The organism is Algoriphagus sp. oki45 (assembly GCF_036245605.1).
In the GTDB taxonomy this organism is placed as follows: domain Bacteria; phylum Bacteroidota; class Bacteroidia; order Cytophagales; family Cyclobacteriaceae; genus Algoriphagus.
Map to the genome: position 1 here is coordinate 1,167,019 of NZ_BTPC01000001.1, position 25,184 is coordinate 1,192,202.

Here is a 25,184-nt window from a genome sequence, read left to right on the forward strand (position 1 = left end):
TTGTTTAGGAAGAAAAAATGCCGATAAAGCAGCACTCTACCGGCATTTTATTCATTATTGGGCTGGGTGGTTATTATTTCTTGATCACACGGGATGAACCGGACACTCCGATGCTTTGCTTCTCCGGATTTCCTCGGTAGTATACATTGCCGGAGCCGGAAGACCCAACGATTAAGGAATCATTGACTCCAATGGAGGTATTTCCAGAACCGGACTTTCCGATATCTACCACATCGGCAGTAAAGTCCAACGCATCCAAGTCTCCGGAACCAGACTGTCCCACAGAAGCTTTTTCTGCAGAGCCTCCCTGAATTTCAATTCTTCCGGATCCGCTCATTCCGATGTTGATTTTTCCCACATTCAGGTTTTTGGCTAGGATATTTCCGGAACCTGAAAGACCCATGTTGAATGAATCAGAACCAAAGTCAGATTCCAGATACATATTTCCAGAGCCGCCATTTCCGACCGAGGTCAATTCCCGGACCGTCACGTAGACGGTCAAATCCACATTTCTCCAGTTGCCTTTTTCCAATCGGATTTTCAATTGCCCATTTTCAACCTTGGTAATGACTTTACTCAGATCAAAGGACCTGGATTCCAGGCGGACCTCATCCTTTGAGCCTTCTGTGATGTAAATATCCCAGCTGCCCGAGTTTTCCACTTGGGTAAATGGTCCTGGAGTCCTGGTTTCAGAATTTTGGGCAAGGGTAAGTACACTCCCCATCAGGAAGAATACAAAAGCGAGCAGTGATTTTTGAAGATTCATAGTTTTTAAGATTTGGGTTGGTTTAGTGATAATTTATTTTTCAGGAATTATGCCAAGGCAGATTTTGTCTTTAGCTGCTTTAAAGCCACTTTTTTTAAAATCTCTTGTCCGTTGCCAACACTTTTTGCCCGTGAGCGGACGATTTGACTTGACTTAGATTTTAAGGAAAAACTGAGGTCATTCATTCTTCAAATAATCAACCGGGTTAGAAGCTGCCGTTTTGAAACTCTGGTAACTGACCGTCAGCCAAGCTATGAAAATCGATATCAGACCGGCCCCCAAAATCATCCACCAGCCGATCTCGGTCCGATAGGCAAAGTTTTGCAGCCAGTATTTTTCCAGAAAATAATAGCTGATCGGTCCTCCGAGTACAAAAGCAATCAAGACCAATAGCGTAAAATCCTTGCTCAATATCGTCACCAGATTGAGCATGGAAGCGCCCAAAGCTCCGGATGCTGATTTCTTTGGATCGTTGCTCAGTAGTGTATGCTGCCAGTCCAAACAAGCCCAAACAGGCGATTCCAATCGCCAAAACTGTGAAGATGAGGATGATATTACCCATCTTTTGCTCCTTTTGAAAGAGCAGATTAAAGTCTGCATCCAGAAAGGAGTACTCGAACGGAGCACCTCCGGAGTGCTTTTTCCAAATTTCTTCCAAGAGCTTGATCTGATCTGCATAATTACCGGGACTTAAGCGAATTGCCATTTCATTGAAATCATTTCGGCTTCCCAGCATCATCACCAAGGGGCGGACATTTTGCCTTAAGCTCTCGTAATTGTAATCTTCCAGTACGCCTACCACTTTTCGGTAAGTGACTGAGCCATCCTCACTCCAAAACCCACCGACTTCCTGTGTGCCATCCAATTCGGTCCAGCCCATTTGAGCCATGGCAGCCTGATTGATTAGGATTGAGCCAGTGTCTGCGGTAATTTCTCTGGAGAAAAACCGACCTGAAGCCAACTTGAGTCCTAATGTCTCCAAGTGATCTTCGTCTACCACATTGATATTGCACAGGATATCCTGCTGTTTGTCTTTGGTTCGCATTACAGAATTCCAGTCCAGCATAGGAGGTAAACTATTGGCAAAACTCGCCTCCAAAAAGCCTGACTGATTGAGTAAATCCCGCTTGAAGGCCTCCTGATTAGTTCCCAAAGCGCGAACATGAAGAAGCGAAAGCACATTTTCCTTGTCAAAGCCCAAGTTTTTGGCCTGCATAAATCCCAGCTGCTTATAGACTACCATGCTGGAGATGATCAAAATGGTGGAGATAAAAAACTGAAAAACCACCAATCCACTTCTCAGCCCGGAGCGCTTGACTCCGCTTCTCAATTTCCCTTTTAATACGGTAACAGGAGAAAAAGAGGTCAGGTAAAATGCTGGGTAGGAGCCTGCAATCAAGCCTACCACCAAAAGGGACAAAATAAAGGCCAGCAAAAATTGAGGCTGAATCAAAAACCCGAACCCGAGCTCTTTTCCTGCCAAGGCATTGAAAGGTTTTAGCAAAACCAAGATGATAGCCAAAGCCAAGAATCCTGCAAAAACACAGTACATAAATGATTCAGCCAGGAATTGACCGACCAATCGTCCTTTGTTTGCCCCAATGGATTTTCGGACACCGACTTCTTTGGCCCGGTTGGCAGAGCGGGCTGTGGCTAGATTCATGAAATTGATACAGGCAATCAATAGGATGAAAATGGCAATAGCAGTAAAAAGAATCAGATATTGCTCATTGCCAGGAGCTTTGATTTCGTCATTGGTGGCAGACTTGAGGTAGATATCCTGCAGCGCCATGGTTTGAATTCCATAATCATTGCCCTGCTCCTGGAAAGTTTTCAGAGGAATCCCCAAAAATGCCAATATTTCCTCTCCCACGTATTTTTCCACAAATCCATTGATCGCTTGCTGGATTTGCTGGGGATCGGTACCCTCCACCAATCGATAATAGGTGTAGATGTTATTGCTGGTCCAGTTTTCTTGCTCGAAGTACCAAAAGTTTTCTCCGGAAATTACCGCATCAAAAGCCAAATGAGAATTGACAGGAAAGTCAGCAACCACTCCGGTCACTTCCAGTGGTTTATTTTCAGAGCCACTGAAAATGGATTTCCCAAGAGGATCTTCCGTACCAAAATATTTTTCGGCTACACTTTGAGTCAGCACAACCCGATCGGGACCCACCAAAGCTGTTTTTGGATCTCCCTTGAGCATTTGCAAACCAAAGAAATCAATGAAATTAGGGTCAGCAGCCAAGACGATAGGCTCTGTAAAAGCTTTTTCCTCCAGGCGGAAAGGAAAGGTGCGCATCAATCCAAAACGAACTGCATCCTCCACTTGGGGAAGTTCATTGAGCATGGTGGGAGCCATGGGAGTAGCTGAGGTAGAGGAAGTGAACTCATTTCCGTTCATTTTCCCGCTGACATTGGCCCGGTAGATTCGGTGTCCATTAGGAATAAACTGATCGTAGCTCAGCTCATCAAGCACAAAGAGCGCGATCAAGATACTGGCGGCCATGCCCAGACCCAGTCCGATGATGTTGATAGCGGAGTAGATTTTGTTGCGTTTTAAATTACGCAGGGCTACAGTGAAGTAATTTTTCCACATGGCTTGATATACTAGTTGGTTTAGTTTTCAGAAAAAGTGTTGGTTTAGTTTTCAATTAATCAGATGCAGCTTTTGAGTTAAAGGTTGCAAAGAGAGTTCATGAAATATTCCAAAAAGAAAAAGGCCTTTCTGATTATCAGAAAGGCCTTTTTGGAAATAAAACTGTTCGTAGAGTATCCAATTTGTCCGCTCTAGGGCAAACTCATTCATTTCGGATAGACTCAACTGGATTGGACCAAGCTGCTTTAAAAGCTACTATAGAAACCAAAGTAAATAACAAACAAAAGACAAATGCCCCCACCGAAGCGAAAAGTCCCCAAGGCATAGAAATTTTAAAAGCAAAACCTTCCAGCCAATTGGAAGACAAGTAAAATGCAGGTAAAAGGGCTATCAAAAAAGCAATAAAAATCATGCTATAATATTCCTCGAAAGAGGAATGGATAATAGAGGAAATATTTGCTCCCAAAATTTTTCGAATTCCAAATTCCTTTTTCCTGGATTGAGTAAGAAAAACTGTAAGCCCAATTATCCCAAGCGAAGCCAAAAAGATCGCCACTCCTGTGAAATAACTCAATAAACTTGCAATCCTTTCATCAGACTCATAAAGCGAGTCAATCTGATTTTCGAGAAATTGATAGTCAATAGGTCGAATTGGGTCAATTTTCGCATACGCTTTTTTTACCTCATCTAAAATTTCCCCATCATCTTTTCCCTCAAAAGCGACAATACTTCTTCCTTCCATGGTTACTCTTGGACTTACTGTCAAAAAATAGGGTTCTACTTTTTCATGAAGGGAAAAGAGGTTTATGTCTTCAAATATCTCCGCTATGGTAAAGGGAAACCCAATTTGCCCAGTCTCTTCATTTTGATATTCGGGCTCTGTCACAATAGTCTTCCCGATCAATTCTTCAGGAGCTATAGACAGGATTTGCGCAAATCGATTAGCTGCAGTTCGATTGATAAAGGTTTGATTCCCTTCTTCCACTAGTGGTGAGGCAAATTGAAGCCCATAAGCCTTTACTCCTTCATAATCCAAATAGAGCTGATTGGCATCATCATACACCTGCTCGGTTCCTTCGATCGAATAGGTCGTTTGATTGTAAGGATTGATGGCAAAGGAAGAACCGTTGCCTACGTGCTTGACTCCTGGGATACTTTTCAAGCTTTCCTGAAACACCTTGAGATTTTCCTCATCCGTGTAGGTGAATAGGATTTGATCTTTGGTGTAGCCCAGATCCTTTTTTGAGACAAAATCCAGTTGTTTTTGTACAACCAAGGCAACACAGGCAATGATGATCAAAACTACCAATTGGCTGATGACCAGGTATTTTCTTACGGGAAAAGCTTGTCTTGGGGAGTGTTGGATCTTATTTTTAAACAAACCCAGAATACTTTTTGGAATCAGTAAGGCAGAGGGAAAAATTGCAGCCACAAAAGCTATCAACCCAAAACTGAGAAGAATTAAGCCGATTTTGGAGCCTTCAAATAAATAGCTAAGCGGAATCTCAACTCCCATCAGTTGATTGAAAAAGGGGGTTAAAACCTGAAAGAGCACCAAAAATATGGGAAGCAATACAATCAAAGGTAGAAAAGCTTCCAGCATGAATTGACCTAATAAATGGGTGGAACTAGCCCCCATAGTTTTTTTAATAGCCAGAGAAATTCCTTGCTTCGATTTGATTGCCAGGTTGAGGTTGGTGTAGTTAAACAGGATAATCAGCAAAATGAAAAACCCAAAAAATCCTACCAGAAAAAGGTAAAGCTTATTTCCCGGAGCCTTGGATTCATATAGCACATTGGAGTCCAAATGGATGGATGGGATAGGCTGAAGATAATGGGCTTGATACAATTCATCCTGGGCTAATCTCGGATTTGATAGCTTGATGGATTCATTAATCGCGTCGGTCAGCTCTTGTTGATCTGTTCCCTCTTTTCGCTGAACGTAGGTTCTACTTCCCCAATAGTCGATTCTATCTTTTGAAAAAACTACTTCAAAGTCAAAATGTGAGTTGGAAGGAACATCCTGAATGATTGCGGAAATTGCATAGTCCACCCCTCCCAGCTCCACCGGCTCTCCAATTAATTTTCCCAAACTTTCGCCTTCTTGCAAAAGCTGCTTGGCAAACCTCTCAGTGATCATCACTTTGCCATTTCCGATGGCAAAATCATTCAAACTGCCGGCGACCGCCTTCCAGGTAAAAATAGAGCTAAACGCTTCAGGTGAATTCGTTTCAATTGCTTTGTCGGTTTTAAGGAGCTTAGATTGAAAAGTAATCCCTTGTCCATTGGGCAATTCCATAAACTGAACCACTTCTTGGACTCCATTAGCATTTTTCAAACTTTGAATTTGTACCTGCTGGACCTCAGAACCACTATCATTCCAAGAAGGAAATCCTATGACAGAATAGTCTTGAGAACGATAGGTTTGGATAAGCCTGAAAACACTCTCCTTGTTTTCATGGAAACTCTCATAAGTAGTCTCAAATGAAATGTAAACCAGTGCAAAGCCAATCACCAAAAAACCGATCAAAAGGCTGAGTAAATTTAAAAGTGTATAAAAAGGATTGCTTACTGCAGTTCGGTAGGCAATCTTAAGGTTAGTTTTTATCATCATCATATGATCTTATTCATTTCGGATAGACTCAACTGGATTGGACCAAGCTGCTTTTAAAGCCTGGAATCCCACTGTCAACATAGCAATTCCCATTGAGCCTAGTCCAGCCCAAACAAATGTCATCCAAGAAAGCCCAGCCCTATATGGAAAATCCGCTTGCCAGCTTTGCATGGCATACCAAGCTAGCGGGAATGCAAACACCATCGCAATCCCAACTAGGATCAGAAAATCCTTACTGATCAGGTTCAGTAAACTTTGGGTACTTGCACCAAGCACTTTTCGGATGCCTATTTCCTTTGTTCTCTGCTGAACAGAATAGGCCGCCAATCCAAACAATCCCAGACAAGAAATCAAAATCGCCAATGCTCCGGCAATGCTAAATGCCCTGCTGAGTTGCTGTTCAGCTTGGTATTGCCTTCCGTAGATTTCATCTAGGAAGGAATAGGTGAATGGATTTCCCGGAAAAATCTCCTGATAAATAGATTGAACCTGGGCAAGATTCCCTTGCATCTCTTGGGTATCCATGATCAAAGTAAAATAACCGGAAGCTTGTGCTGCCAGAAGTATCATGGGGCTGATTTCCTCCCGAAGAGACATGTGGTGGTAATCAGCAATCACACCAACCACCTCATAAGGCTTACCCCAAAGGATGGATTGCCCAACGGCCGATTCGGGATTTTCAAAGCCCAATTGACGAGCTGCTTTTGCATTGAGCATGACTTTGGGAAGATTATTCCAATTGGCATCCGCCTCCTCAAAGGTGAAATTTCTTCCGGCCACCACATCTATTCCAAAAGTTGGAATAAACTCATTGTCGATGATAAACATGGAGTAGCTGTAATCCTTATCCTCAGGCCTTGGAACCAAAGGAGTAATTCCTCCTGCGGAAAAATTATAACTATACCCCGGCAAAGAATTTGAACCGGCAGTTCCTTGAATAAAGCTTTGGGAGGAAAGCTTCTCTTTAAAGGCATTCATTTTCCCCTTTCTGTCTCCTTTGAAATCTTCAGGCCCTTCTACCACAACACGCTGGTTCAAATTCATCCCCAAAGGCTGCTGCTGCATAAAAGATAGCTGATCCCGAATGACCAAAGTACAAACGATGATTCCGATAGAAATCACAAATTGAAAAACAACCAGAGCCTTTCTTCCCCATTGCCCCTCAGAAGCGATAAATTTAAGCTTGGATTTTTTCTCAAATTGACCGGAAAGGAAAACCACATAAAGCCCAGAGAATAAAGCAGCAAATCCCAAAATTCCACAAATCACGAAAACTGTGATTGGCTCCAGCAATACGCCAGCCCAAACTGGCTTCCCTAAAATCTCAAAAAATAGAGGATCCAATAAATTGAATAAGCCTAGGGCTAAAATCAATGCAAGTCCCATCAGCAAGAAAGTCTCCACCATAAATTGCTGAGCCAATTGCCAGGAATAGGCTCCCAATACCTTCCTCATTCGGATTTCCTTTATTCGAGTCAAAAGGTTTGCAGAGGAAAGATTGACGTAATTGACAAAGGCAATAAATAGAATTAATACGGCCATGGCTAAAAACACCAAAACGCTTCCCATTGAACTCACCTTAGGCATAGGGTCTGCAATGGAACTGCCCAAATGAATTTCATCCAAGGGTTGAAGCAATACATTCGCTACTTTAGAATCAGGGTCTTGGTTGACAAAATCAGTCAGCAAACCGGGAAGCTCACTCACATCTTCTCCTTCTTTGGCGACCAAAAACAAATTCACAAAGCCTGACTCCAATCCATTGGGATCAGCCCAACCGTTATCCCTTCGATATTCAGGTCTTTCCAAAGTGTGGATGGATAGAAAAATATCAGATTGAAGATCTGAAAGTTCAGGTATTGGTTGCAATACACCTGTTATCGTAAAATCCGCCTTTCCAAATTGATTGCTCAGAGAAATGCTTTTCCCAATTGCATCAGCCTCACCAAAATACTTTTCAGCCAATTGCTCGGTAATCACAACTGAATATGGCTTCGAAAGGTCAGCGGTACCACGCTCAATCGGAAAAGAGAAGTTTTGAAAAAAATCTCCTTCCACAAATCCGACTTCGTTTTCCTTAAACGCCAAATCGGTATCAGGAATCGCAACCAAGCCACTTCCAATATAACCTGCAACTCTTTCTACGGATTGTACCGAGGAAAAATTACTGGTAATAATGCCTGCATATCCCGGAGGAAGGTAGGTTTCATAGGTGCCATTTCTCTCTTCAATTACCACCCGAAAAATTCGGTCCTTATTTGCATGAAAATCATTGTAGGAAAACTCAGTGATCACAAAAGCATACAAAACCAAAAAAGTCAGTAATCCCAAAACGAGTCCCAGAATATTGATCAAGGAGAAAAGCCTTCTTTTGAAGAGGCTACGAAGGGCGATTTTGAAGTAATTCTTGAGCATAGGTTAGAGAAGCTAAGAATATGATCAGATAGGCCAGTTTTTGTGCCATAAAAAAACTCCCCAAAAACCTGAATTTCAGTCTTTTTTAGGGAGTCAATTCTAAAACAGCGAACAAAAACGCCCGATTTCGACCAGAATTTATTCCGTCTTAATGGCCTGAACGGGATTACTTCTTACAGCCCGAATGGATTGAAGGCTGACCGTAATCAGCGCGATTCCCAGAATCAGAACCCCAGCCAGTGGGATAAACCACCATTCAAAATCAATCCGATAAGCATAGCCCTCCAGCCAATCCTTCATAAACCAATAGGCCAATGCCGATCCAATCAAAATCGAAACCATGACCACTAGGATAAACTCTCTGTTGATCACCTGCAAAATGTGGAACGTGGAAGCCCCTAATACCTTTCGGATGCCGATCTCCTTGGTCTTTTGCTCAGCAACGTGGGCTGAAAGGCCCAACAATCCCAGGCAGGAAATCAGAATAGTCAAGATGCTGAAATACTGAGCCAAATCTCTCAAGCGTACATCGTCCTGATACATCCGGGCGTAATTTTCATCCATAAACTGATAGGAAAATGGAAATACCGGATTCAACTCCTCAGCTAGGGATTGTATCGCGGCCAGAGTTTCCTCCATTTCACCTGCTTTAATGCGGATGAACGCATTGGAGGCATAGCTTGGGTCCAGAATAATAAAAGCGGGCTCCATGACCTGATGAAAACTCTGGAAGTGGAAATTTTCCACTACCCCACCTACCTGCCTGGTTTCCCCATTGATGGTGAGCATCCTGGTTTCCGGATTATTTTGGGTAATCAGCTCAAATGCTTTTCTATTGAGAATGACCGATTGGGTAGAATCTGACCCCTTTTCTCTGGAAAAGTCCTCCCCATCAATCAGCTTCATTCCCATCGTACTCAAGAAGTCATAATCCACCAAAATCCGCTCAAAAAGCGCGGTAAAATCCGGGTCTTTTCCTTCCCATTCTACCCCGCCGGTATTTGAACTTCTACCCATCAAGGAATGAGTGGTCCGGGTGACGGATTCGATGTTGGGGTTATTTTCCAATTGGGTTTTGAAGATCTCATACTTTCCGAAAAGTTCTCCCTCCAAAGGCACTAGGACTAGCTGATCCTTTTCATATCCGATACTTTGCTTTAGCGCATAATTGATCTGCTGAAAAACCACCACCGTGGATACAATGAGTGCGGTTGCCAAAATAAACTGAAAGAGAACCAGCCCTTTTCGTGCCCAAACTACCCGCTTGCTTCCTTGAATATGATTTTTGAAAACGGACACCACCTTGGTAGCAGAAAGGTAAAAGGCCGGATAACTCCCCGAAACCAATCCTGTAACCAAAAGAATTGCCCCAAACTGAACCCAGAATAGACCTTCGCCTAATGGTAAATGCATGTCTTTTCCGGTAAGAATATTGAAGATCGGAAGAGCAATCTGAACCAAAAGCAAAGCCAGAATTCCTGAAAAAAGAGTAATTAGGATAGATTCACTAAGGAATTGATAGACCAATGATGCTTTGTCCGCCCCGGAGACTTTTCTCACTCCCACTTCTTTCGCACGTTTTTGGGATTTGGCAGTGGACAGATTCATGAAATTGATGCAAGCGATCAGCAGGATGAACACTCCGATCATCGCAAACAGCTTAACGGTTTTGATTCTTCCTTCTTGAAGCTTGCCGTCTTTCCAGGAACCATGGAGGTAAAGATCCGATTGGGGATAGGCGAAAAGCTTGACGTTGCTGCCCTCGTTGCGCTCCGCGATGAAGTTTTCGATGGAATTGGAGAATTTTTCACCATCTGTACCGGCACGCAATTTCAAAATGGTACTTGGACCATTATTTCCCCAGTAGGTAAGCCATTCATTGTAGGGCTTATCAAACATGACCTGATAAGGCAGGATATACTCAAATCTTGAACTCGCCTTATTGCCCAAGCTTTGCAATACTCCCTGTACCACATAGAGTTCCTCCCCTTCATTGCTCACCAGCTGTACGGATTCTCCGATAACATCAGAAGTACCAAAAAGCTTGACAGCGGCCTCTTCCGTCAGTACAATGTGGGACTTATCCGTCAGTGCTAGCTGTTTGTTTCCATGGAGAAAAGGATACTGCATGATATGGAGGTATTCCTTTCCGGCAAAAAATCCGGTGAGTTTGACCCGATTTTCTCCGTTGACAAAGAGATGCTCCTCATTCCAAGAGTAAGTGGCTGCCTTTTCCACTTCGGCAAGATTTTCCTTCATCGCTTCCGCCAAAATCCCCGGTGTGGATGTAGTGGTGAAGATGTCAGCACCATAAGACTGATGCTCCATGACCCGATAGACCTGATCGGATTCGGCAAGTCCTTTTCCCACTTCATATTCACTCTTGATCCACAAGCCGATCAGAATAGCCGCCCAAAGACCAAGGGAAAGTCCGAGGGTATTGATGAAGAAGGTAAGCTTGTGCTTGGCAAAGCCGCGCAAAGCGATTTTTAGGTAGTTGGATAGCATGGGAGTTAGGACGTTTAGGGGTATGGGAGTTGGGAAGTATAGGAGTCGGGAAGTTTGTTGAACAGAATTTGGGAGAGATGTTTTAAAATACTTCTCTTTTCAATAATTTGATTTTCAATCTTTTAACCTCATTTAATCCAGTCAATCATGGAAACTTTCAAATTTGAAAAACTAAGAATCTGGCACACAGCGATGGATTTTGGGGAGTTGATTTTTGATGCCTCAGGCCAATTTCCGATCGAGGAGAAATACAATTTGATATCCCAAATTCGCAGAGCAGCTGATTCCATAGCTCTAAATATCGCCGAAGGTTCCACAGGCCAATCGAACAAGGAATTCCGAAAATTCATAGGTTATTCGTTACGATCATTAGCTGAGGTGGTCACCTGTTTGTACAAGGCAAGAAGAAGGAAGTACCTATCTGAAACTGATTTTTCCAACTTTTATACTCAAGCCTATGCTTTGATGAACAGTATGGGGGCTTTTCGGGCTACTTTGAAAACCAAAAAGCCAACTGATCGCGGAAGTGCAAACTCAGGAGGAAAATGACCTCCTGACTTCCTTACTCCCATTCTTCCCTGCATCATACATGAAACTGCTCCCGGATATTCTCGGTCACCACTTTTCCGTCAAAGAGATTGATCACACGGTGAGCGTAGTTGGCATCGTGAGGAGAGTGAGTTACCATGACGATAGTGGTTCCCTCATTATTCAGTTCTTCCAAAAGTCTCATAACCTCTTCCCCGTTTTTGGAATCCAAGTTACCGGTAGGTTCATCGGCGAGTATTACGGATGGTTTGGCTACAATTGCACGCGCAATCGCCACACGCTGCTGCTGACCACCGGAAAGCTGCTGAGGGAAGTGATTCCTTCTGTGCATGATATTCATCCGGGTCAAGACCTCTTCTACCCTTTTCTTTCGCTCATCGGCTGGGGTTTTCAGGTAAAGCAAAGGCAGCTCCACATTTTCAAAAACCGTCAATTCATCAATCAAATTGAAGCTTTGGAATACGAACCCAATATTCCCTTTTCTCAAAGAAGATCGCTGTCTCTCCGAAAATTTGGCTACTTCCTGATCGAGGAAATGATACTCGCCGCTGTCCGGATTGTCCAGAAGGCCGATGATATTTAGTAAAGTGGATTTACCGCATCCGGAAGGCCCCATAATTGCGACAAACTCTCCTTTTTTGATTTCGATTTGGATTCCATCCAATGCAGTAGTTTCTACTTCCTCCGTGGTGTAAAGTTTTCGGAGATTGACGGTTTTGATTACGTTTTCCATAGTGATGATTTTTGACCGATGTCCGATGTCGGGTGTCCGATGTAGCCGAACTGGTGGTTTTGATTAATTATTTAATTTTTGATTTAAATGACTGAAGCATATTCATTAGATGAAAAGCTTCTTGATATAGTTGCTTGAAAACTTCAGAATTGATGTAATTTCTTCTTCTTGCTTTATACAAACAGGTTACTACTTCAGCTAATGACCTTATAGCATAATTGATGAATTTGATAAACTCAGGATTAGACTGAGAGATTGACCCTTCAGCAATATTCAGAGCTATCGAGTCGGCGGCTCTTCTGGCTTGAGAAATTAGATTATAGGTCTCTTCTTTTGGGAAATTTCTTGATTCATCAAAAATCATTTCTCCAAAATCCATTGCCTTTTGCCAAATCTTAAGGTTTTCAAATTTGAAATGCGGTTGATATTCTTCCATGACAAGTGTTATTTAACTATTGAAAGTCAATTATTCGCAGTTCAAAATAATTTGAATATCATAAGACTCAAATACGCATCGGGCATCCGACATCCAACATCGGACTTTCATACTATTTCAACTCAAGCACCTCATTATCCCCAAAATTCTCGTATCCGCTGATGATGACTTTTTCACCTTCAACCAGGCCTTCCAGAACTTCATAGAATTCGGGATTTTTTCTACCCAATCGGATATTCCGCTTTTCTGCATTGCCCGTTGAGTTCAGTACAAAAACCCAGTTGCCTCCCGTGTCTTTGAAGAATCCACCGGTTGGCAAAAGCAGACTTTGTTCACTTTGTCCAAGCTCAAGCCGGATTCTCACACTTTGACCTCGACGAATTCCCTCCGGTCTTTCTCCCGTGAAAATCATATCCACCTCAAATCGCCCATTGGTGATCGTAGGATAGATTTTGTTGATTTCAAGTTCGTATTCGCTTCCGCTTAGGGAAAATTTCCCTCTCAGTCCAGTGCTGATTCTGGGAAGGTAAAGCTCATCCACTGGCACTCGCACCTTGAATTCATCCAAAATATCAATCTGTCCATACCGCTGTCCAGGATTGATCGCCTGTCCGATCTCCAACTGCTGCGGGGTAGCTAATTGTCCGGCAATAGGCGCGGTAATGATCAGGTTGTCCAGGATGTTACCCACACCTGTCAAGGAAGCTTGCATCCGATTTTCGGACATCCTCAGCTGATTGAGCTGAATGGATCGGGCGACGGAATCGTTTCGGTAAGAGGCATAAGTGAGTTTGCGACGCTTGACGTTGTATTCGTACTGCTCCTTGACCTCTTCAAACTCCCGGTCGGAGACCAGCTTTTTTTCATGAAGCTCTTTGAATCGCTGATACTGAGGCTCAAGCAGGCTGATTTGGTAATCGATTTCGGCCAATTGTCCCTGCTGATTGAGGTCGTTTTGATCCAGAAGAAGCCGGGTTTGACGAAGATTGTTGATTTGCTCGTAGAGCATGGTTTCCCGCTGCATCACATCAAGCTGCAGATTGGAGTTGTTCAGGATCAAAATGGTATCTCCTCTTTTGACTAGGGCACCGGACTCTCGGATTACCCGATTGACCACCCCTCCTTCGATTGCATCGAGGAAGACGGTTCTTGCCGGCTCGATTTGTCCGGAGACTAAAATATAATCGGTGAATTCCCCTGTTCGGACCGTCCCGATACTCAGTCGGTCTTTCTCCACATTCATAGTAGAGCGGTGGTCGGCAAATCCAATCTGATAAATAATTCCCGCCAATAGAACCACGCCACCTAATACGGCTGCAATTCTTCGGGGGGTCCATGTCTTTTTTTCCAGTTTTCTGTCCATGTATTCGAGTGCCTTTTCTTGGCTGTATTCCTTTTGCCAATTGCTGTGCCATCCAAAAAGGGCTATTTCAGGCTGATAATGGACTTTTTTTTGAAAGGCCTGAGCACTGACTCGAACATTTTCGTCCGCCAGCGAACAAAACCCGCTTCAGGACTTTTCTTTTTCAGAAGGAAAATCGGGAATCTTATTCTTTAAAAACGGCCAAAATTGTCCGGAAATGGCACTTTTTGAAAAAAAACTTGCGTAATTGATTTTCGGCAGACTTTTAGAATACTTGGTACACACCTTTATTACCAAACAGAAAGCACCGTAGGATATGAATGAGCAAAGAATAGGTAAAATCCTGATCGTGGATGACAACGAGGACCTGCTGAAGGCCGCAAAAATTTTTCTCAAAAGGCATTTTGCCCAAGTGGATACCGAGACCAATCCCGACCTCTTGCCCATTTTGACGCACAATGAAAACTATGATGTGATCCTCCTTGACATGAACTTCACCAAAGATGTCAGTTCCGGTCAGGAGGGATTTTATTGGCTGGACCGGATCTTGGAACTTGATCCATCGGCTGTGGTCGTGTTAATCACCGCCTATGGAGATGTCAACTTGGCCGTCAGGGCGATCAAAGAAGGCGCCACGGACTTCGTACTCAAGCCTTGGGAAAACGAGCGACTTCTGGCCACACTCAATTCTGCTCTCCAACTCCGTCAGAAAAAACTGGAAGTCAATCTGCTCAAAGACCAAAAACAAACCCTTCAGCAGGACATCGACAATAAATTCAAGGACATCATCGGTCAAAGCCCGGCTATGCAAAAGGTCTTTGAAACCATCGAACGGGTAGCTGCCACCGATGCCAATGTGTTGATTTTGGGTGAAAACGGGACAGGAAAAGAACTGATCGCAAGGGCCATTCACCGAAATTCCAGAAGAAGCAGAGAGGCTTTCGTGGGGGTGGATTTAGGCTCAATCACCAACACGCTATTCGAATCCGAACTCTTTGGCCATAAAAAAGGATCTTTTACCGATGCCAAAGAAGACCGAGCAGGCCGATTTGAGCAAGCCCACAAGGGAACGCTCTTTCTGGACGAAATCGGAAACCTTCCGTTACCCTTGCAAGCCAAGCTTTTGGCAGCCCTACAAAATCGCCAAGTCACCCGAGTAGGTGCCAACCGGCCCGTTGATGTCAATATCCGATTGATCTCTGCGACCAATATGCCGGTGTACAACATGGTCTATGACAATACCTTCCGACAGGATTTGCTCTACAGAATCAATACCATTGAGATCACTCTGCCCCCACTTCGCGAACGGGTAGAGGATATTCCGCTACTTGCGGACCATTTTATCGGATACTATTCCAAAAAATACAACAAGGATATCCGAAAGGCATCTGAGCCACTAATCAAACGCATGACCAAGTACCATTGGCCCGGAAATATCCGCGAGCTGCAGCACAGTATCGAGCGGGCGGTGATCATGAGCAATCACAATGTCCTGCAGCCGGAGGATCTTTTCCTGCAAAAGATGGGGCAACCTGAAAAATCAGAGGAAAATGTCAGCTTGGAACACCTCAATATCGAGGACGTAGAGCGCATTTTGATCCGAAAAGCACTCCAAAAGCACAATGGCCACATCACCCGGGCAGCGGAGGAACTGGGGCTTACCCGTTCTTCGCTCTACAGAAGGCTGGAAAAATATGGTTTATAAGAAATTTTCTTTTGGCATCTCTATCCGAATCGTTGGGATAGTTTTGGCTTTATTTCTGGCCATTTGGCTGTATTTGAGTCAAAACTTACTCTTGGCTCCTTTTCTTTTGGTTTTGGTAGCGGCTCTGCTGACCGGAGAGATGGTCTATTTTGTCAATTCCATCAACCAAAAGCTAGCAAGATTCCTTGACTCAATCCGCTTTGCTGATTTTTCCTCTTCTTTCACCACTGACAGCAAGATGGGAGCTTCCTTTCGGGAGGTGAATACGGCATTTAATGAGGTCATGGAGGTTTTTAAGCAGACCCGGGCCGAAAAGGAGGAGCAGATGCTTTTTCTTCAAGTGATAATTCAGCATATCAACACCGGGATCATTTCCTTCAATGCAGAAGGCAATATCGGCGTGATCAACAATGCCGCCAAGCACCTGCTTCAAATCCCCCAATTTCGAAATATCAGTGACTTGGGAAGACTTTCTCCACAGCTTCTCGATGAGGTCATGGGGATCAAACCCGGGCAACGGCTTTCTTTTCGGGTCAATCCGTCCATTCATCTCATCATTCAGTCTACCTCGATCAAGATGGGAGGTCAAAGCTGGACTTTGCTTTCCTTCCAAAACATCAATGCCGAACTCCAATCCAATGAACTGGAAGCCTGGCAAAACCTCACCAAGGTACTTCGGCATGAAATCATGAATTCGATCACGCCGATTTCCAGTCTGGTCGAATCCCTCCGAACCATCCTCGACGAGGACAGCTATGTGCAAAAGGAAGGCATGCTGATCAAAAAAGACGGTTTTCAGGACATTCAGGAAGGATTGGACACGATCGCCAACCGAAGCAAGGGCTTGGTCAACTTTGTCAATGCGTACCGTGACTACACCAATATTCCTGCTCCCAAAAAGGAACAAGTCTCGGTCAAAGGACTATTTGAAACGGTGTTGGGACTGATGAAGGAAGATCTCAAAGGTCTGCATGTGGAGGTCCAAACCCAAGTAATTCCCGAGGATTTGACGGTGCTCTGCGATCCTGATTTGATCTCGATGATTTTGATCAATTTGGTAAAAAATGCAGCCGAATCCCTTCAGACTCAAGCCGACCGTCAGGTATGTTTGAGAGCGGTAGGTCAGGGAGATTTGGGAATTCAGATCCAGGTGGAAGATCATGGCCCGGGCATCGTTCCCGAAGCTTTGGAGCGGATTTTTGTCCCTTTCTACACTACCAAAAAAACCGGTTCGGGGATCGGATTGGCCATTTCCAGACAGATAATGAACCTGCATCGAGGCAGCTTATCGGTAGAATCTATTCCGGGAGAAAAGACGGTATTTAGTTTGAATTTTAGGTGAAATTCAGGTTCCCAACCTGATTTCAAGATATCAAAGCCCCCTTCAATCGCTCCACATCCTTCTCCTCATTGAAGACATTGACCGAAACCCGAAGGGAAGTTCCCCGCACGGAGACATAGACCTTGGCCTGTTCCAATTGCCTTTTTACTTCCTGAGGGTCAGTCCCATGAGGAAGAGTCAAAGCAAATAAATGATCCGCATGGTAGCGATCCATTGACAAATGGAGTCCCCGCTCCTGCTGGAATTCTGCCAGCCTTTTCTTGAGTTCACGGGCATAGACTACCATGGCTTCCGGAGTCCATTCCAAAATCTGAAGCAGTGACTGCTCCAAGATCGGGAGGGTGAGGAAATGGCTCGTCTCCCCCACGTCATATCTAGCAGCACCGGGAAGATAGGTTTCCTGATAGTCAGTCAGGCCTGAAAAATTACGGGAGTTGGTTCGGTTCATCCAAGATTCCTCGAGTGGTTTTCCCGAATTGAGGCGCTCCCCAAAATAGGCTAAAGCCAAGGAATAAGGACCCAAGAGCCATTTGTAGGTCGCACAAATCAAGGCATCGATCCCGAAACGCTTCACATCCATGGGCAGAATTCCTACCGATTGGGTACCGTCCACGATGAATACAGTTCCTGTTTCTTTACACTTTTTCCCTATCGATTCCATATCAAAAGCTACCCCATTCATCCAATGAACCGATGAAATCAAGACCACGGCAGTGTCCTCATCTATGGATTGTAGGACTCGTTCATTCCAGTCTACACCAAGGGTTTCGGCATTGGAATCCGGATGGATTACGACCAGTTCCCCTTTGTTTTCTTCGGTCCATTTTTTCAGGGAAAAATACCCGCTTGGAAACTCGTCGCTGACGGCGATGGCTTTTTTGCGGGAGCAATTATCCAGATTGTTCAAGGCCACGGCAAAACCATAGGAAGTACTAGGGACGATCGCAACCTGTTGCCTTTGCCCATGGATTAGGTTTGCAAAAAGACCTTTGACTCGATCTACACCCGAAAAAAAATCCTCAGGCTGAACCAGATAGGGCTTTCTCATCCCTTCCAAGTCTCGAAGCGCAGCCTCTTCTGACTTTTTCAAGATCGGGCCGCGATAGGCATTATTGAGATAGGAAACTTCTGAATCGAGGGAGAAAAGGCTTTTCTGGCAGGGAAGAGTCATCGGGGAGCAATTGAACGGTTTGGTTGAGTGAAAACTTAAATCCACCTAACCACTTAATGGAAAGAGGATTTTCATTTAATCCAAATTTAATTTAAAAATTCCCGCAAAGGGCCTTATCTTAAGTAGTGATTTATTTTTCAATACAAACCCAAAACCCATGAACCTGAACGACAAAGAAACCCAAAAAGCAGCTTATCAACTGGCAGGACTGATCTATGGCGTTTCCCTCGATGGAGTAGTCAACAAAAATGAGTACGAGGCCCTAAAAAACTGGTGCAGCACCAATGAGCCTCTTTGCGAAAACGAGAACTTCCAGAGTCTATATGAAAAAATCCGTCCTATCGTGGAAGATGGAAAAGTCAATAATGAAGAACTGGAAGAAATGAAAAATATCCTTCGGGAGTTTGTAGGAGATGTAGGCTCGGAGAAACTGGAAAAACCCAATCTCTACTTCCTCAGCGGGATTTTTCAGGGTATTTTGGCAAGCGGAGATGTCAATACTTATGAAATCTACCGGCTCAACCAATGGATGGAGAAAAACACCCACCTGCAGGAACACGCTCCTTTCGACGAGCTTTTCCCTTTAGTCAAATCCGTATTGGAGGACAAAAAGGTGGACAATGAGGAGGCAATGCGGCTCAAAGAATTCTTTGCTTCACATTTGGAATAAGGAAAAGAAAGATTAAAAACCCCAATCATAAAAAGATCTCAGCCTTTATGGACTGAGATCTTTTTTTGATTTCTATCACCTAACAAACCTGATTGTATTCATATTGAAGGTATTCCAAATGGAGACATCTCCCTCAGGAACAAACACGAAATAGAGGTCATGGAATCCCTCCTTTTTCTTCAGCGAAACGCTGACCGGAAAGAAAGGATTTTCTTGGCCTTTTGGTCGGTCTTCTCTGGAGAGCATACTGGTTTCTCCCAAAAGCTCTCCGGATGGACCTCCTATTTTGACTTGGATTTTTCCTCTGGTATTCCCTGGGTTCAGGGTCAGCTCCAGAGAAGAGATTTCTGTTAAGTCAATTTGTTCGTACTTGATCCAAGCCTCAGCAGCGGTGTAGCGCACAAACTGGTATTGAGGTCCATTGGCTTTGGCTACTCCTTCCAGTTGATCAGCCAGTGCCGCTCGTTGAAGGGAGTTTCGAAGGATAATCTGATCGGTGGATTGCAAAGGAGGAATCCCATTGGCTCCCCTATCCTGATAGCTAGCTTGAACGATATAGTAGCCCTCCTGGAGATCTACCCTGTCTATTTGATACGATCCAGCAAGAGGAAGCTTTCTTTGACCTGCATTGGGATCGGCTAATGCCAAAATGTAATCCACCATGACCTCTACCTGCTCGGCTGGAAGATGGGTATGACCGGGCATCACCCGCTCGCCCCATACTCCTCCTCCTCCATTGACAATCCTGCCGATAAGGTATTCCTTGGCGTCCGGCTGATTCAGATATTTCTTTGAAACTGAAGTATAATCCGGTCCGATGGACTTGTCCTCGATCGCATGGCAAGCCTTGCAGCCGGATTGGGTAATGTAATTTTCTCCCGGACTAAAGACCTCCTCCTGATGTCCCACCTCTACCCGGTCAAATCCTCCCTCGAGGTAATCAATGGAAAAAGCAATTTTTGAGGAAACCACAGCCCCATCTTCCCTGTCTGTCACCGATACCTGATAAGGAATCGACTCCTTGCCAAAGTAGAAACTTCTGTTTCCCGACCAATCCAACTTGACTTGTGGGGCCTCATTCCCAGCCAAAATCATCACTTGGGCTTGCGACTCAGCTCCCATTTTATCTTTGACAGTAAGAGTAACTGCATACTCCCCAGCTTTTTCAAAAGTGAAATTTGGGTTTGCTTCAGTAGAAGTCTGTCCATTTCCAAAATCCCAAATAAAATCCAAAGCATCCCCTTCATCTGCATCTCGGCTTCCAGCTGATGAAAATTGCACCTGAAGAGGCAGAGCACCGGTCAGTTGGTCGGCAGTGGCATTGGCCTCGGGTTTCCGGTTGCCGGAGGCAAATTCAATCCGGTAAATCCCCGAATCGTCATTTTGTGCACTCCAGAAGGTGCCGTATTCCAAAATGTAAAGTGAGCCATCTTTGGCAAACTGCATATCCACCGGCTTGTCAAAAACTGTGGAAGGCATAAATCGCTCCATGGTATCATACTCGAAATTTTCCGTCAGCTTCACCGTGAAAATCCAATTTCTCATCCAGTCATAGAAGAATACCTTCCCGTCAAAGTATCCCGGAAACCGTACCTCAGACTTTTCGTAATCTTCCCGGTAATACACCGGTCCGGCCATGGCATTTCTTCCGCCTGTTCCCACCATGGGAAACTCTTCCGATTCATCGTAGGGATACCAAATCAAAGCCGGTGTAGCCGGAGGAAGAATCTCAATTCCCGTAGAATTAGGTGAGGTGTTTTTGGGTGCTTGAGGGTCAAACTCAAAGAGACTTTCCTGCTTTGCAAAATCATATTTCCAATAGGGCTTATTATTTCCCACAAAATACGGCCAGCCAAAAAAACCGGGCTTGGTCGCCAAATTAAACTCATCATGCCCTTTAGGGCCACGCTTCAGGCTGTCAACGGAAGCGTCGGGACCCACCTCTCCCCAAAACAGGTTTCCGTTTCGCTGATCTACCGAAATGCGGAAGGGGTTTCGGTTGCCCATCACGTAGATTTCAGGTCGGGTGTTGGGGGTACCGGGAGGAAAAAGGTTTCCTTCAGGTATGGTATACGAACCATCCGGCTGAGGGGTGATTCGAATTATCGAGCCCCGCAGGTCGTTGCTGTTTCCGGAAGTTTTTTGGGCATCGACATTGCTTGGGCGACCAGACCTTTCATCGATAGGGTTGTAATTATCCGACTCAAAAGGAGTGGTATCATCTCCCATGCTCAAAAACAAATTGCCTTTGGAATCAAATTCAAGTGATCCACCGGAATGGCAACAACCTCTGAAGACAGGCACCTCAAGCATGATTTTTTCGGTAGACTTATCCAGCAGACCTTCGGCCAATGTAAATCGGGAAAGGCGATTGATTTCCGCCTCTCCTGCCGGGGCGTAATACAGATAAATCCATTGGTTTTTGTCAAAGTTTGGGTCTTTGGCCAAACCCAATAGGCCATCCTCCCCATTGATATTGACTGCAAGTTCTCCGATTTCCTGGATCGTACCTTGTGCTGCCACATACTTGCGGAGTTTCCCACCCCGCTCGATAAACAGGACGTCCAGATTGTCCAAAACCTCCAGTTCCATCGGTTCATTGAGCCGCTCCACCAAGGTGATTTTGGTAAATCGGCTTTCCTCCGGCTGGACGGTAGCAAAAGGATCTTCCTCTTTTTTGGCACATCCCCACACGATCCATCCCAGCATGACCCATGCCATTAGTCTTTTTTCCATTTCCAAGCATTTTTAGGTTGCTGAAAATAAGGAAATCAAAAAGCAAAACAGAGGAAAATTTAAGGAGTGGATTTATTTTGAGTTTTTGGTAGGAATCATAAAGGACAAACCAAGAATTAGCTGTTGATTTTTAAATTCTTCTTTGCCCAATACATTGTCCAAAGTGTATCGGCGTTCATTGAGCTCCCGCTCAAATCTCAAATCAAGTCCCACCGGGCCAATGTTAACGCCTAGGCCCAATTGAAAGCCCAGTGAAAATGGATCGGTCGCTTCAAATAACTCCGGTGCAGAAAACTCCTCATCGAAGGTGTAGTGAAAAGATGGTCCAATGGAAAAACCGATAATCTGAAACAACCTTAGCTTCACTAAAACCGGCATATCAATTTTTTGATATTGAGCCAATCCCAAATCCGTGTTGAATTCGGTTTTGGTATAGATCAACTCTGGTCGAAGAGAAATGTCGTAACTGGTCAGCTGATAAAATACCCCTAAATGATAGCCCATGTTCTGGCTGGGTTGGGAAAAAATATCTCCTGCATCCTTGAAATACTTCCCGCTGGTATTAAAGTTGAGACCTCCTTTGACCCCAAATCCGCTTCCCTGCTGAGCAATAAGCGGAGCTTGGATAAGAATAAAACCGAATAGACAAAGAATAATGGATTTGCTCATAGCTTTTTTCTTTTAGTCCCAATCAAGTCTCATTTTGTAATCCAGGCGACCATCCAAATGCTGTTCAATTCCGTATTTGAGACCTTGGACATTAACATTAATTTGGAAGCTCCGCGAAACACAAAAGCGATTGGATTGGTTTTCTTTCAAAAACCGACCCAATTTTAACCTTAAGGAAAAGTAAATTCACCCATGAACAAATCATTTCAATTGCACCTTCCCATGTTGGGGCTTTTTCTATCCCTATTTATGGCCTGCGGCAACTCTCCCGCTGTAAAGGAAGAAATCAGTGAAGCCCAGAATTCAGAAACCGAAGAAGAAGTAACCGTCGTCTCCTCAAAAACCCAGCTTGCCACCTTTGCAGGTGGTTGTTTCTGGTGTGTTGAGGCTCCTTTCGAAGGATTGGACGGAGTGATATCAGTAGTATCAGGCTATTCGGGAGGAAAAGAGAAGAATCCCACTTACGGAGAAGTCTCTTCAGGTAAAACCTCCCATCGGGAATCTGTACAAATCACCTTTGACCCGGAGGTAATCAGCTATTCTGAGCTGGTGGATATTTTTTGGCAAACCTTTGACCCTACCGATGTCGGCGGATCATTCTATGACAGAGGAACTCAATATGAATCTGCCATCTTTTTCCATGATGCAGAACAGAAGAAGGTAGCCGAAGAATCCAAAGCCAGATTAGACAAGTCAGGCAGATTTCAGAAGCCCATCGCCACCCCGATCATCAAATACACCAATTTCTATGCAGCTGAGGACTACCATCAGGACTACTACAAAAAGAACCCCAAGGAATACTATGCCTACCGAAACGGCTCGGGAAGAGATGCCTTTATCAAGGCACATTGGCCTGAGTTAAGTGAAAAGAAATATCAGGCAACCCCTAAGTCTGAGCTTAAAAAAACCCTGACTCCACTCCAATACGAAGTGACTATGGAAGATGCCACAGAGTATGCATTCCAAAACGAATACAATGGCAATAAAGAGGAAGGGATCTACGTGTGCATTGTCTCCGGCGCTCCCCTCTTCAGCTCCAAAGACAAGTACGAATCAGGATCAGGATGGCCAAGTTTCACCAAACCTATTGATGCCAGAATCATCGAAAAGCCGATCGACACCGCCTATGGTTGGAACCGTGTAGAGGTAAGAAGCAAGCTTGGCGGAAGTCATCTTGGCCATGTATTCTATGACGGGCCAGAACCTACCAATTTGAGATATTGCATGAATTCGGCAGCCATGAAGTTTATTCCCAAGTCAGAGATGGAAGCTCAGGGCTATGGAGAATTCCTTTGGCTGGTAGATTGATACGATACTTACCTGAATCACTTACAACATCAGCTTTCTAAACGTTAGGTTGATCCTAGATTGATTGACTCTTTTCGTTTTGGGAAGCTGATGTTCCCAATAATGCTGACTTGCTCCCCTCATTACAAGTAGGCTACCATGCGTAAGCTGAATGTCAATTTTTGGCTTTTTTTCGGTATAAGGCCTAGTTTGAAAAACTCTTTCAGCACCAAAGGTTACAGAGGCAATTGTTGGATTTTCCCCCAATACTTTTTCATTGTCCCGGTGCCAGCCCATACTGTCATTACCATCTCGGTAGTAATTACAAAGCACATGAGTGAATTCCGCTTGGGTAAAGTCCTGAATTGAATCCAAAATCTTTCTTAATTCCGGCGTCCATTCGGAAGGAATCATCTGAATCCCGGAATAGCCATAGGGTTTACCTCTGTCCCCATAAAGAGCTGTCAAGCGGGGCTGCATTACTTTTTTTCCAAACATCCAGATTGGTTCTTGTCTCCACTCCAAACCAGCTTTGAGTTGAGCAAAAAAGTGATCAGCCTTTACTTTTGAAAAGAACTCAGGGAAAAAGTAGGTTTCTCCCCGAAATGGAAGGAGATTTTCAGTTTGATTAGGGAAAAGGGAAGCTTGCATATAGGATAAACCCTAGATTTTTTTCGAAGTTTAAAAATTCCAGCCTCTAGTGAATTTTAAAATCCTGAGTATATTTCGAAAACTTCATTTAGCCTTACTATGAAAAAATTTGCTTGGATTTCAGGTTTGATTCTGATTTTCGTACTCGGAATCTTTTTTTGGTGGAAATTTTATTTTGTTTTCGGCGAAGGAGTAAAAGCCGGTAGCCTCAACTACTTTGTGAAAAAAGGAGTCGTTTTTAAAACCTATGAAGGTAGAATGGTGCAGGAAGGCTTCCAAAGCCCTACTTCAGGAGCGCTTCAGAGCAATGAATTCAGATTCAGCGTGACGGATCCTGAAGTGGCTGCACAATTGGAGAGAAACTCCGGCAAGCATCTCGAGTTGCGATACAAGGAATATAACGGAATGCTGCCCTGGAGAGGCACCAGTGTATATGTAGTGACCGAGGTGATCAATACTCAGGAGAGTGCCAAAACTGATGGTGGCACCCTCCCGGTAGACCGATAATCAAGGCTTAGTCCAATAATCGAGCACCGTCACTTTTTCCAAATGAGGTCCTAATACGGCGCCAAATTCCTTATGTGCAGGATGAGGAAGATAGGCATCTCGGTCTGCATCTGAATAGAAAGTCAGGGTAAAAGCATGGGTTAATCCCTGATTCAAACCCTCCGGACTGGAATTGATTCCCCATTCGAAACCTTTGATTTCAGAAATTTGAGAAGGTAGGGCTTTGAATGCATCAATGACAGTCTGGATATCCTCCTCACTGGATGTCTGCTTGAATCCAAAAAGAACTACATGACGGAGAACTGAATCTGGCATGGGGATTTCTACGATTTTTGTTTCTGGTGGCATAGAATCTTCTACGATAGGTTGTTTTTCGGCAGGTCCGCATGCTAGTGCGGTCAAAAGGAAAAGGAAAATCAGGTAAAATGGCTTTTTCATCGGGTTTCGGTTATTTTTAAGCTGA

The 25,184-nt window shown here is 44.2% G+C and carries 19 protein-coding genes; 6 read left to right on the forward strand and 13 right to left on the reverse strand.

Annotation, left to right across the window (positions count from 1 at the left end; genetic code table 11):
* Positions 1 to 73 precede the first annotated feature (73 nt).
* The 5 genes from AAA942_RS05030 to AAA942_RS05050 form a co-directional block, all read right to left on the reverse strand.
* Positions 74 to 766 (reverse strand): head GIN domain-containing protein, encoded by a 693-nt coding sequence (locus AAA942_RS05030; protein ID WP_338219145.1) that lies wholly within the window; start codon positions 764 to 766, stop codon positions 74 to 76.
* A 205-nt stretch (positions 767 to 971) separates the two neighbouring features.
* Positions 972 to 3,365, reverse strand: a complete 2,394-nt coding sequence (locus tag AAA942_RS05035) for an ABC transporter permease (RefSeq protein WP_338219146.1) — start codon at positions 3,363 to 3,365, stop codon at positions 972 to 974.
* 202 nt (positions 3,366 to 3,567) lie between these two features.
* A complete protein-coding gene (locus tag AAA942_RS05040; protein WP_338219147.1) occupies positions 3,568 to 5,976 on the reverse strand; it encodes an FtsX-like permease family protein in 2,409 nt (802 codons plus the stop codon).
* Positions 5,977 to 5,988: 12 nt separating this feature from the next.
* Positions 5,989 to 8,394 (reverse strand): ABC transporter permease, encoded by a 2,406-nt coding sequence (locus AAA942_RS05045; protein ID WP_338219148.1) that lies wholly within the window; start codon positions 8,392 to 8,394, stop codon positions 5,989 to 5,991.
* Between the two features lie 138 nt (positions 8,395 to 8,532).
* Positions 8,533 to 10,902 carry an ABC transporter permease gene (locus AAA942_RS05050; protein WP_338219149.1) on the reverse strand — a complete coding sequence of 790 codons (2,370 nt, stop codon included), beginning with the start codon at positions 10,900 to 10,902 and terminating at the stop codon, positions 8,533 to 8,535.
* Between the two features lie 147 nt (positions 10,903 to 11,049).
* On the opposite strand from AAA942_RS05050, the gene AAA942_RS05055 reads away from it, so the two are divergent.
* Positions 11,050 to 11,451, forward strand: coding sequence for a four helix bundle protein (locus AAA942_RS05055; RefSeq protein WP_338219150.1), 402 nt, complete (start codon positions 11,050 to 11,052; stop codon positions 11,449 to 11,451).
* Positions 11,452 to 11,485: 34 nt separating this feature from the next.
* Here AAA942_RS05055 and AAA942_RS05060 read toward each other — a convergent pair whose 3' ends face one another.
* The 3 genes from AAA942_RS05060 to AAA942_RS05070 all read right to left on the reverse strand — a co-directional run bounded on the left by AAA942_RS05060 (position 11,486) and on the right by AAA942_RS05070 (position 13,983).
* Positions 11,486 to 12,184, reverse strand: coding sequence for an ABC transporter ATP-binding protein (locus tag AAA942_RS05060; RefSeq protein ID WP_338219151.1), 699 nt, complete (start codon positions 12,182 to 12,184; stop codon positions 11,486 to 11,488).
* Between the two features lie 67 nt (positions 12,185 to 12,251).
* Positions 12,252 to 12,620 carry a four helix bundle protein gene (locus AAA942_RS05065; protein WP_338219152.1) on the reverse strand — a complete coding sequence of 123 codons (369 nt, stop codon included), beginning with the start codon at positions 12,618 to 12,620 and terminating at the stop codon, positions 12,252 to 12,254.
* 112 nt (positions 12,621 to 12,732) lie between these two features.
* On the reverse strand, positions 12,733 to 13,983 hold the full coding sequence (locus tag AAA942_RS05070; RefSeq protein ID WP_338219153.1) for an efflux RND transporter periplasmic adaptor subunit: 1,251 nt from the start codon (positions 13,981 to 13,983) through the stop codon (positions 12,733 to 12,735).
* A 316-nt stretch (positions 13,984 to 14,299) separates the two neighbouring features.
* On the opposite strand from AAA942_RS05070, the gene AAA942_RS05075 reads away from it, so the two are divergent.
* Entirely contained in the window at positions 14,300 to 15,688 is a 1,389-nt protein-coding gene (locus AAA942_RS05075; protein ID WP_338219154.1) for a sigma-54-dependent transcriptional regulator, read from the forward strand.
* A complete protein-coding gene (locus AAA942_RS05080; protein ID WP_338219155.1) occupies positions 15,606 to 17,030 on the forward strand; it encodes a sensor histidine kinase in 1,425 nt (474 codons plus the stop codon). The genes AAA942_RS05075 and AAA942_RS05080 overlap by 83 nt, the downstream gene beginning before the upstream one ends.
* A gap of 22 nt (positions 17,031 to 17,052) precedes the next feature.
* On the opposite strand, the gene AAA942_RS05085 is transcribed toward AAA942_RS05080, so the two are convergent.
* The gene (locus tag AAA942_RS05085) at positions 17,053 to 18,201 is read right to left on the reverse strand and encodes an aminotransferase class V-fold PLP-dependent enzyme (RefSeq protein ID WP_338219156.1); all 1,149 of its coding nucleotides are present in this window, start codon (positions 18,199 to 18,201) and stop codon (positions 17,053 to 17,055) included.
* Positions 18,202 to 18,358: 157 nt separating this feature from the next.
* On the opposite strand from AAA942_RS05085, the gene AAA942_RS05090 reads away from it, so the two are divergent.
* Positions 18,359 to 18,871, forward strand: coding sequence for a hypothetical protein (locus AAA942_RS05090; RefSeq protein WP_338219157.1), 513 nt, complete (start codon positions 18,359 to 18,361; stop codon positions 18,869 to 18,871).
* A 75-nt stretch (positions 18,872 to 18,946) separates the two neighbouring features.
* Here the strand turns inward: AAA942_RS05090 and AAA942_RS05095 are convergent, their stop codons facing one another.
* Positions 18,947 to 21,607: a PQQ-dependent sugar dehydrogenase gene (locus AAA942_RS05095; RefSeq protein ID WP_338219158.1), complete on the reverse strand. Its 2,661-nt coding sequence runs from the start codon at positions 21,605 to 21,607 to the stop codon at positions 18,947 to 18,949.
* A gap of 72 nt (positions 21,608 to 21,679) precedes the next feature.
* A complete protein-coding gene (locus AAA942_RS05100) occupies positions 21,680 to 22,276 on the reverse strand; it encodes an outer membrane beta-barrel protein (RefSeq protein ID WP_338219159.1) in 597 nt (198 codons plus the stop codon).
* Positions 22,277 to 22,468: 192 nt separating this feature from the next.
* Here AAA942_RS05100 and msrA point away from each other — a divergent pair, with 192 nt between their 5' ends.
* Positions 22,469 to 23,584, forward strand: a complete 1,116-nt coding sequence (gene msrA / locus AAA942_RS05105) for a peptide-methionine (S)-S-oxide reductase MsrA (protein ID WP_338219160.1) — start codon at positions 22,469 to 22,471, stop codon at positions 23,582 to 23,584.
* Positions 23,585 to 23,605: 21 nt separating this feature from the next.
* Here the strand turns inward: msrA and AAA942_RS05110 are convergent, their stop codons facing one another.
* Positions 23,606 to 24,214 (reverse strand): alpha-ketoglutarate-dependent dioxygenase AlkB family protein, encoded by a 609-nt coding sequence (locus AAA942_RS05110; protein WP_338219162.1) that lies wholly within the window; start codon positions 24,212 to 24,214, stop codon positions 23,606 to 23,608.
* Positions 24,215 to 24,313: 99 nt separating this feature from the next.
* On the opposite strand from AAA942_RS05110, the gene AAA942_RS05115 reads away from it, so the two are divergent.
* The gene (locus AAA942_RS05115) at positions 24,314 to 24,721 is read left to right on the forward strand and encodes a hypothetical protein (RefSeq protein ID WP_338219163.1); all 408 of its coding nucleotides are present in this window, start codon (positions 24,314 to 24,316) and stop codon (positions 24,719 to 24,721) included.
* On the opposite strand, the gene AAA942_RS05120 is transcribed toward AAA942_RS05115, so the two are convergent.
* A complete protein-coding gene (locus tag AAA942_RS05120; protein WP_338219164.1) occupies positions 24,722 to 25,159 on the reverse strand; it encodes a Dabb family protein in 438 nt (145 codons plus the stop codon).
* Positions 25,160 to 25,184: the final 25 nt, after the last annotated feature.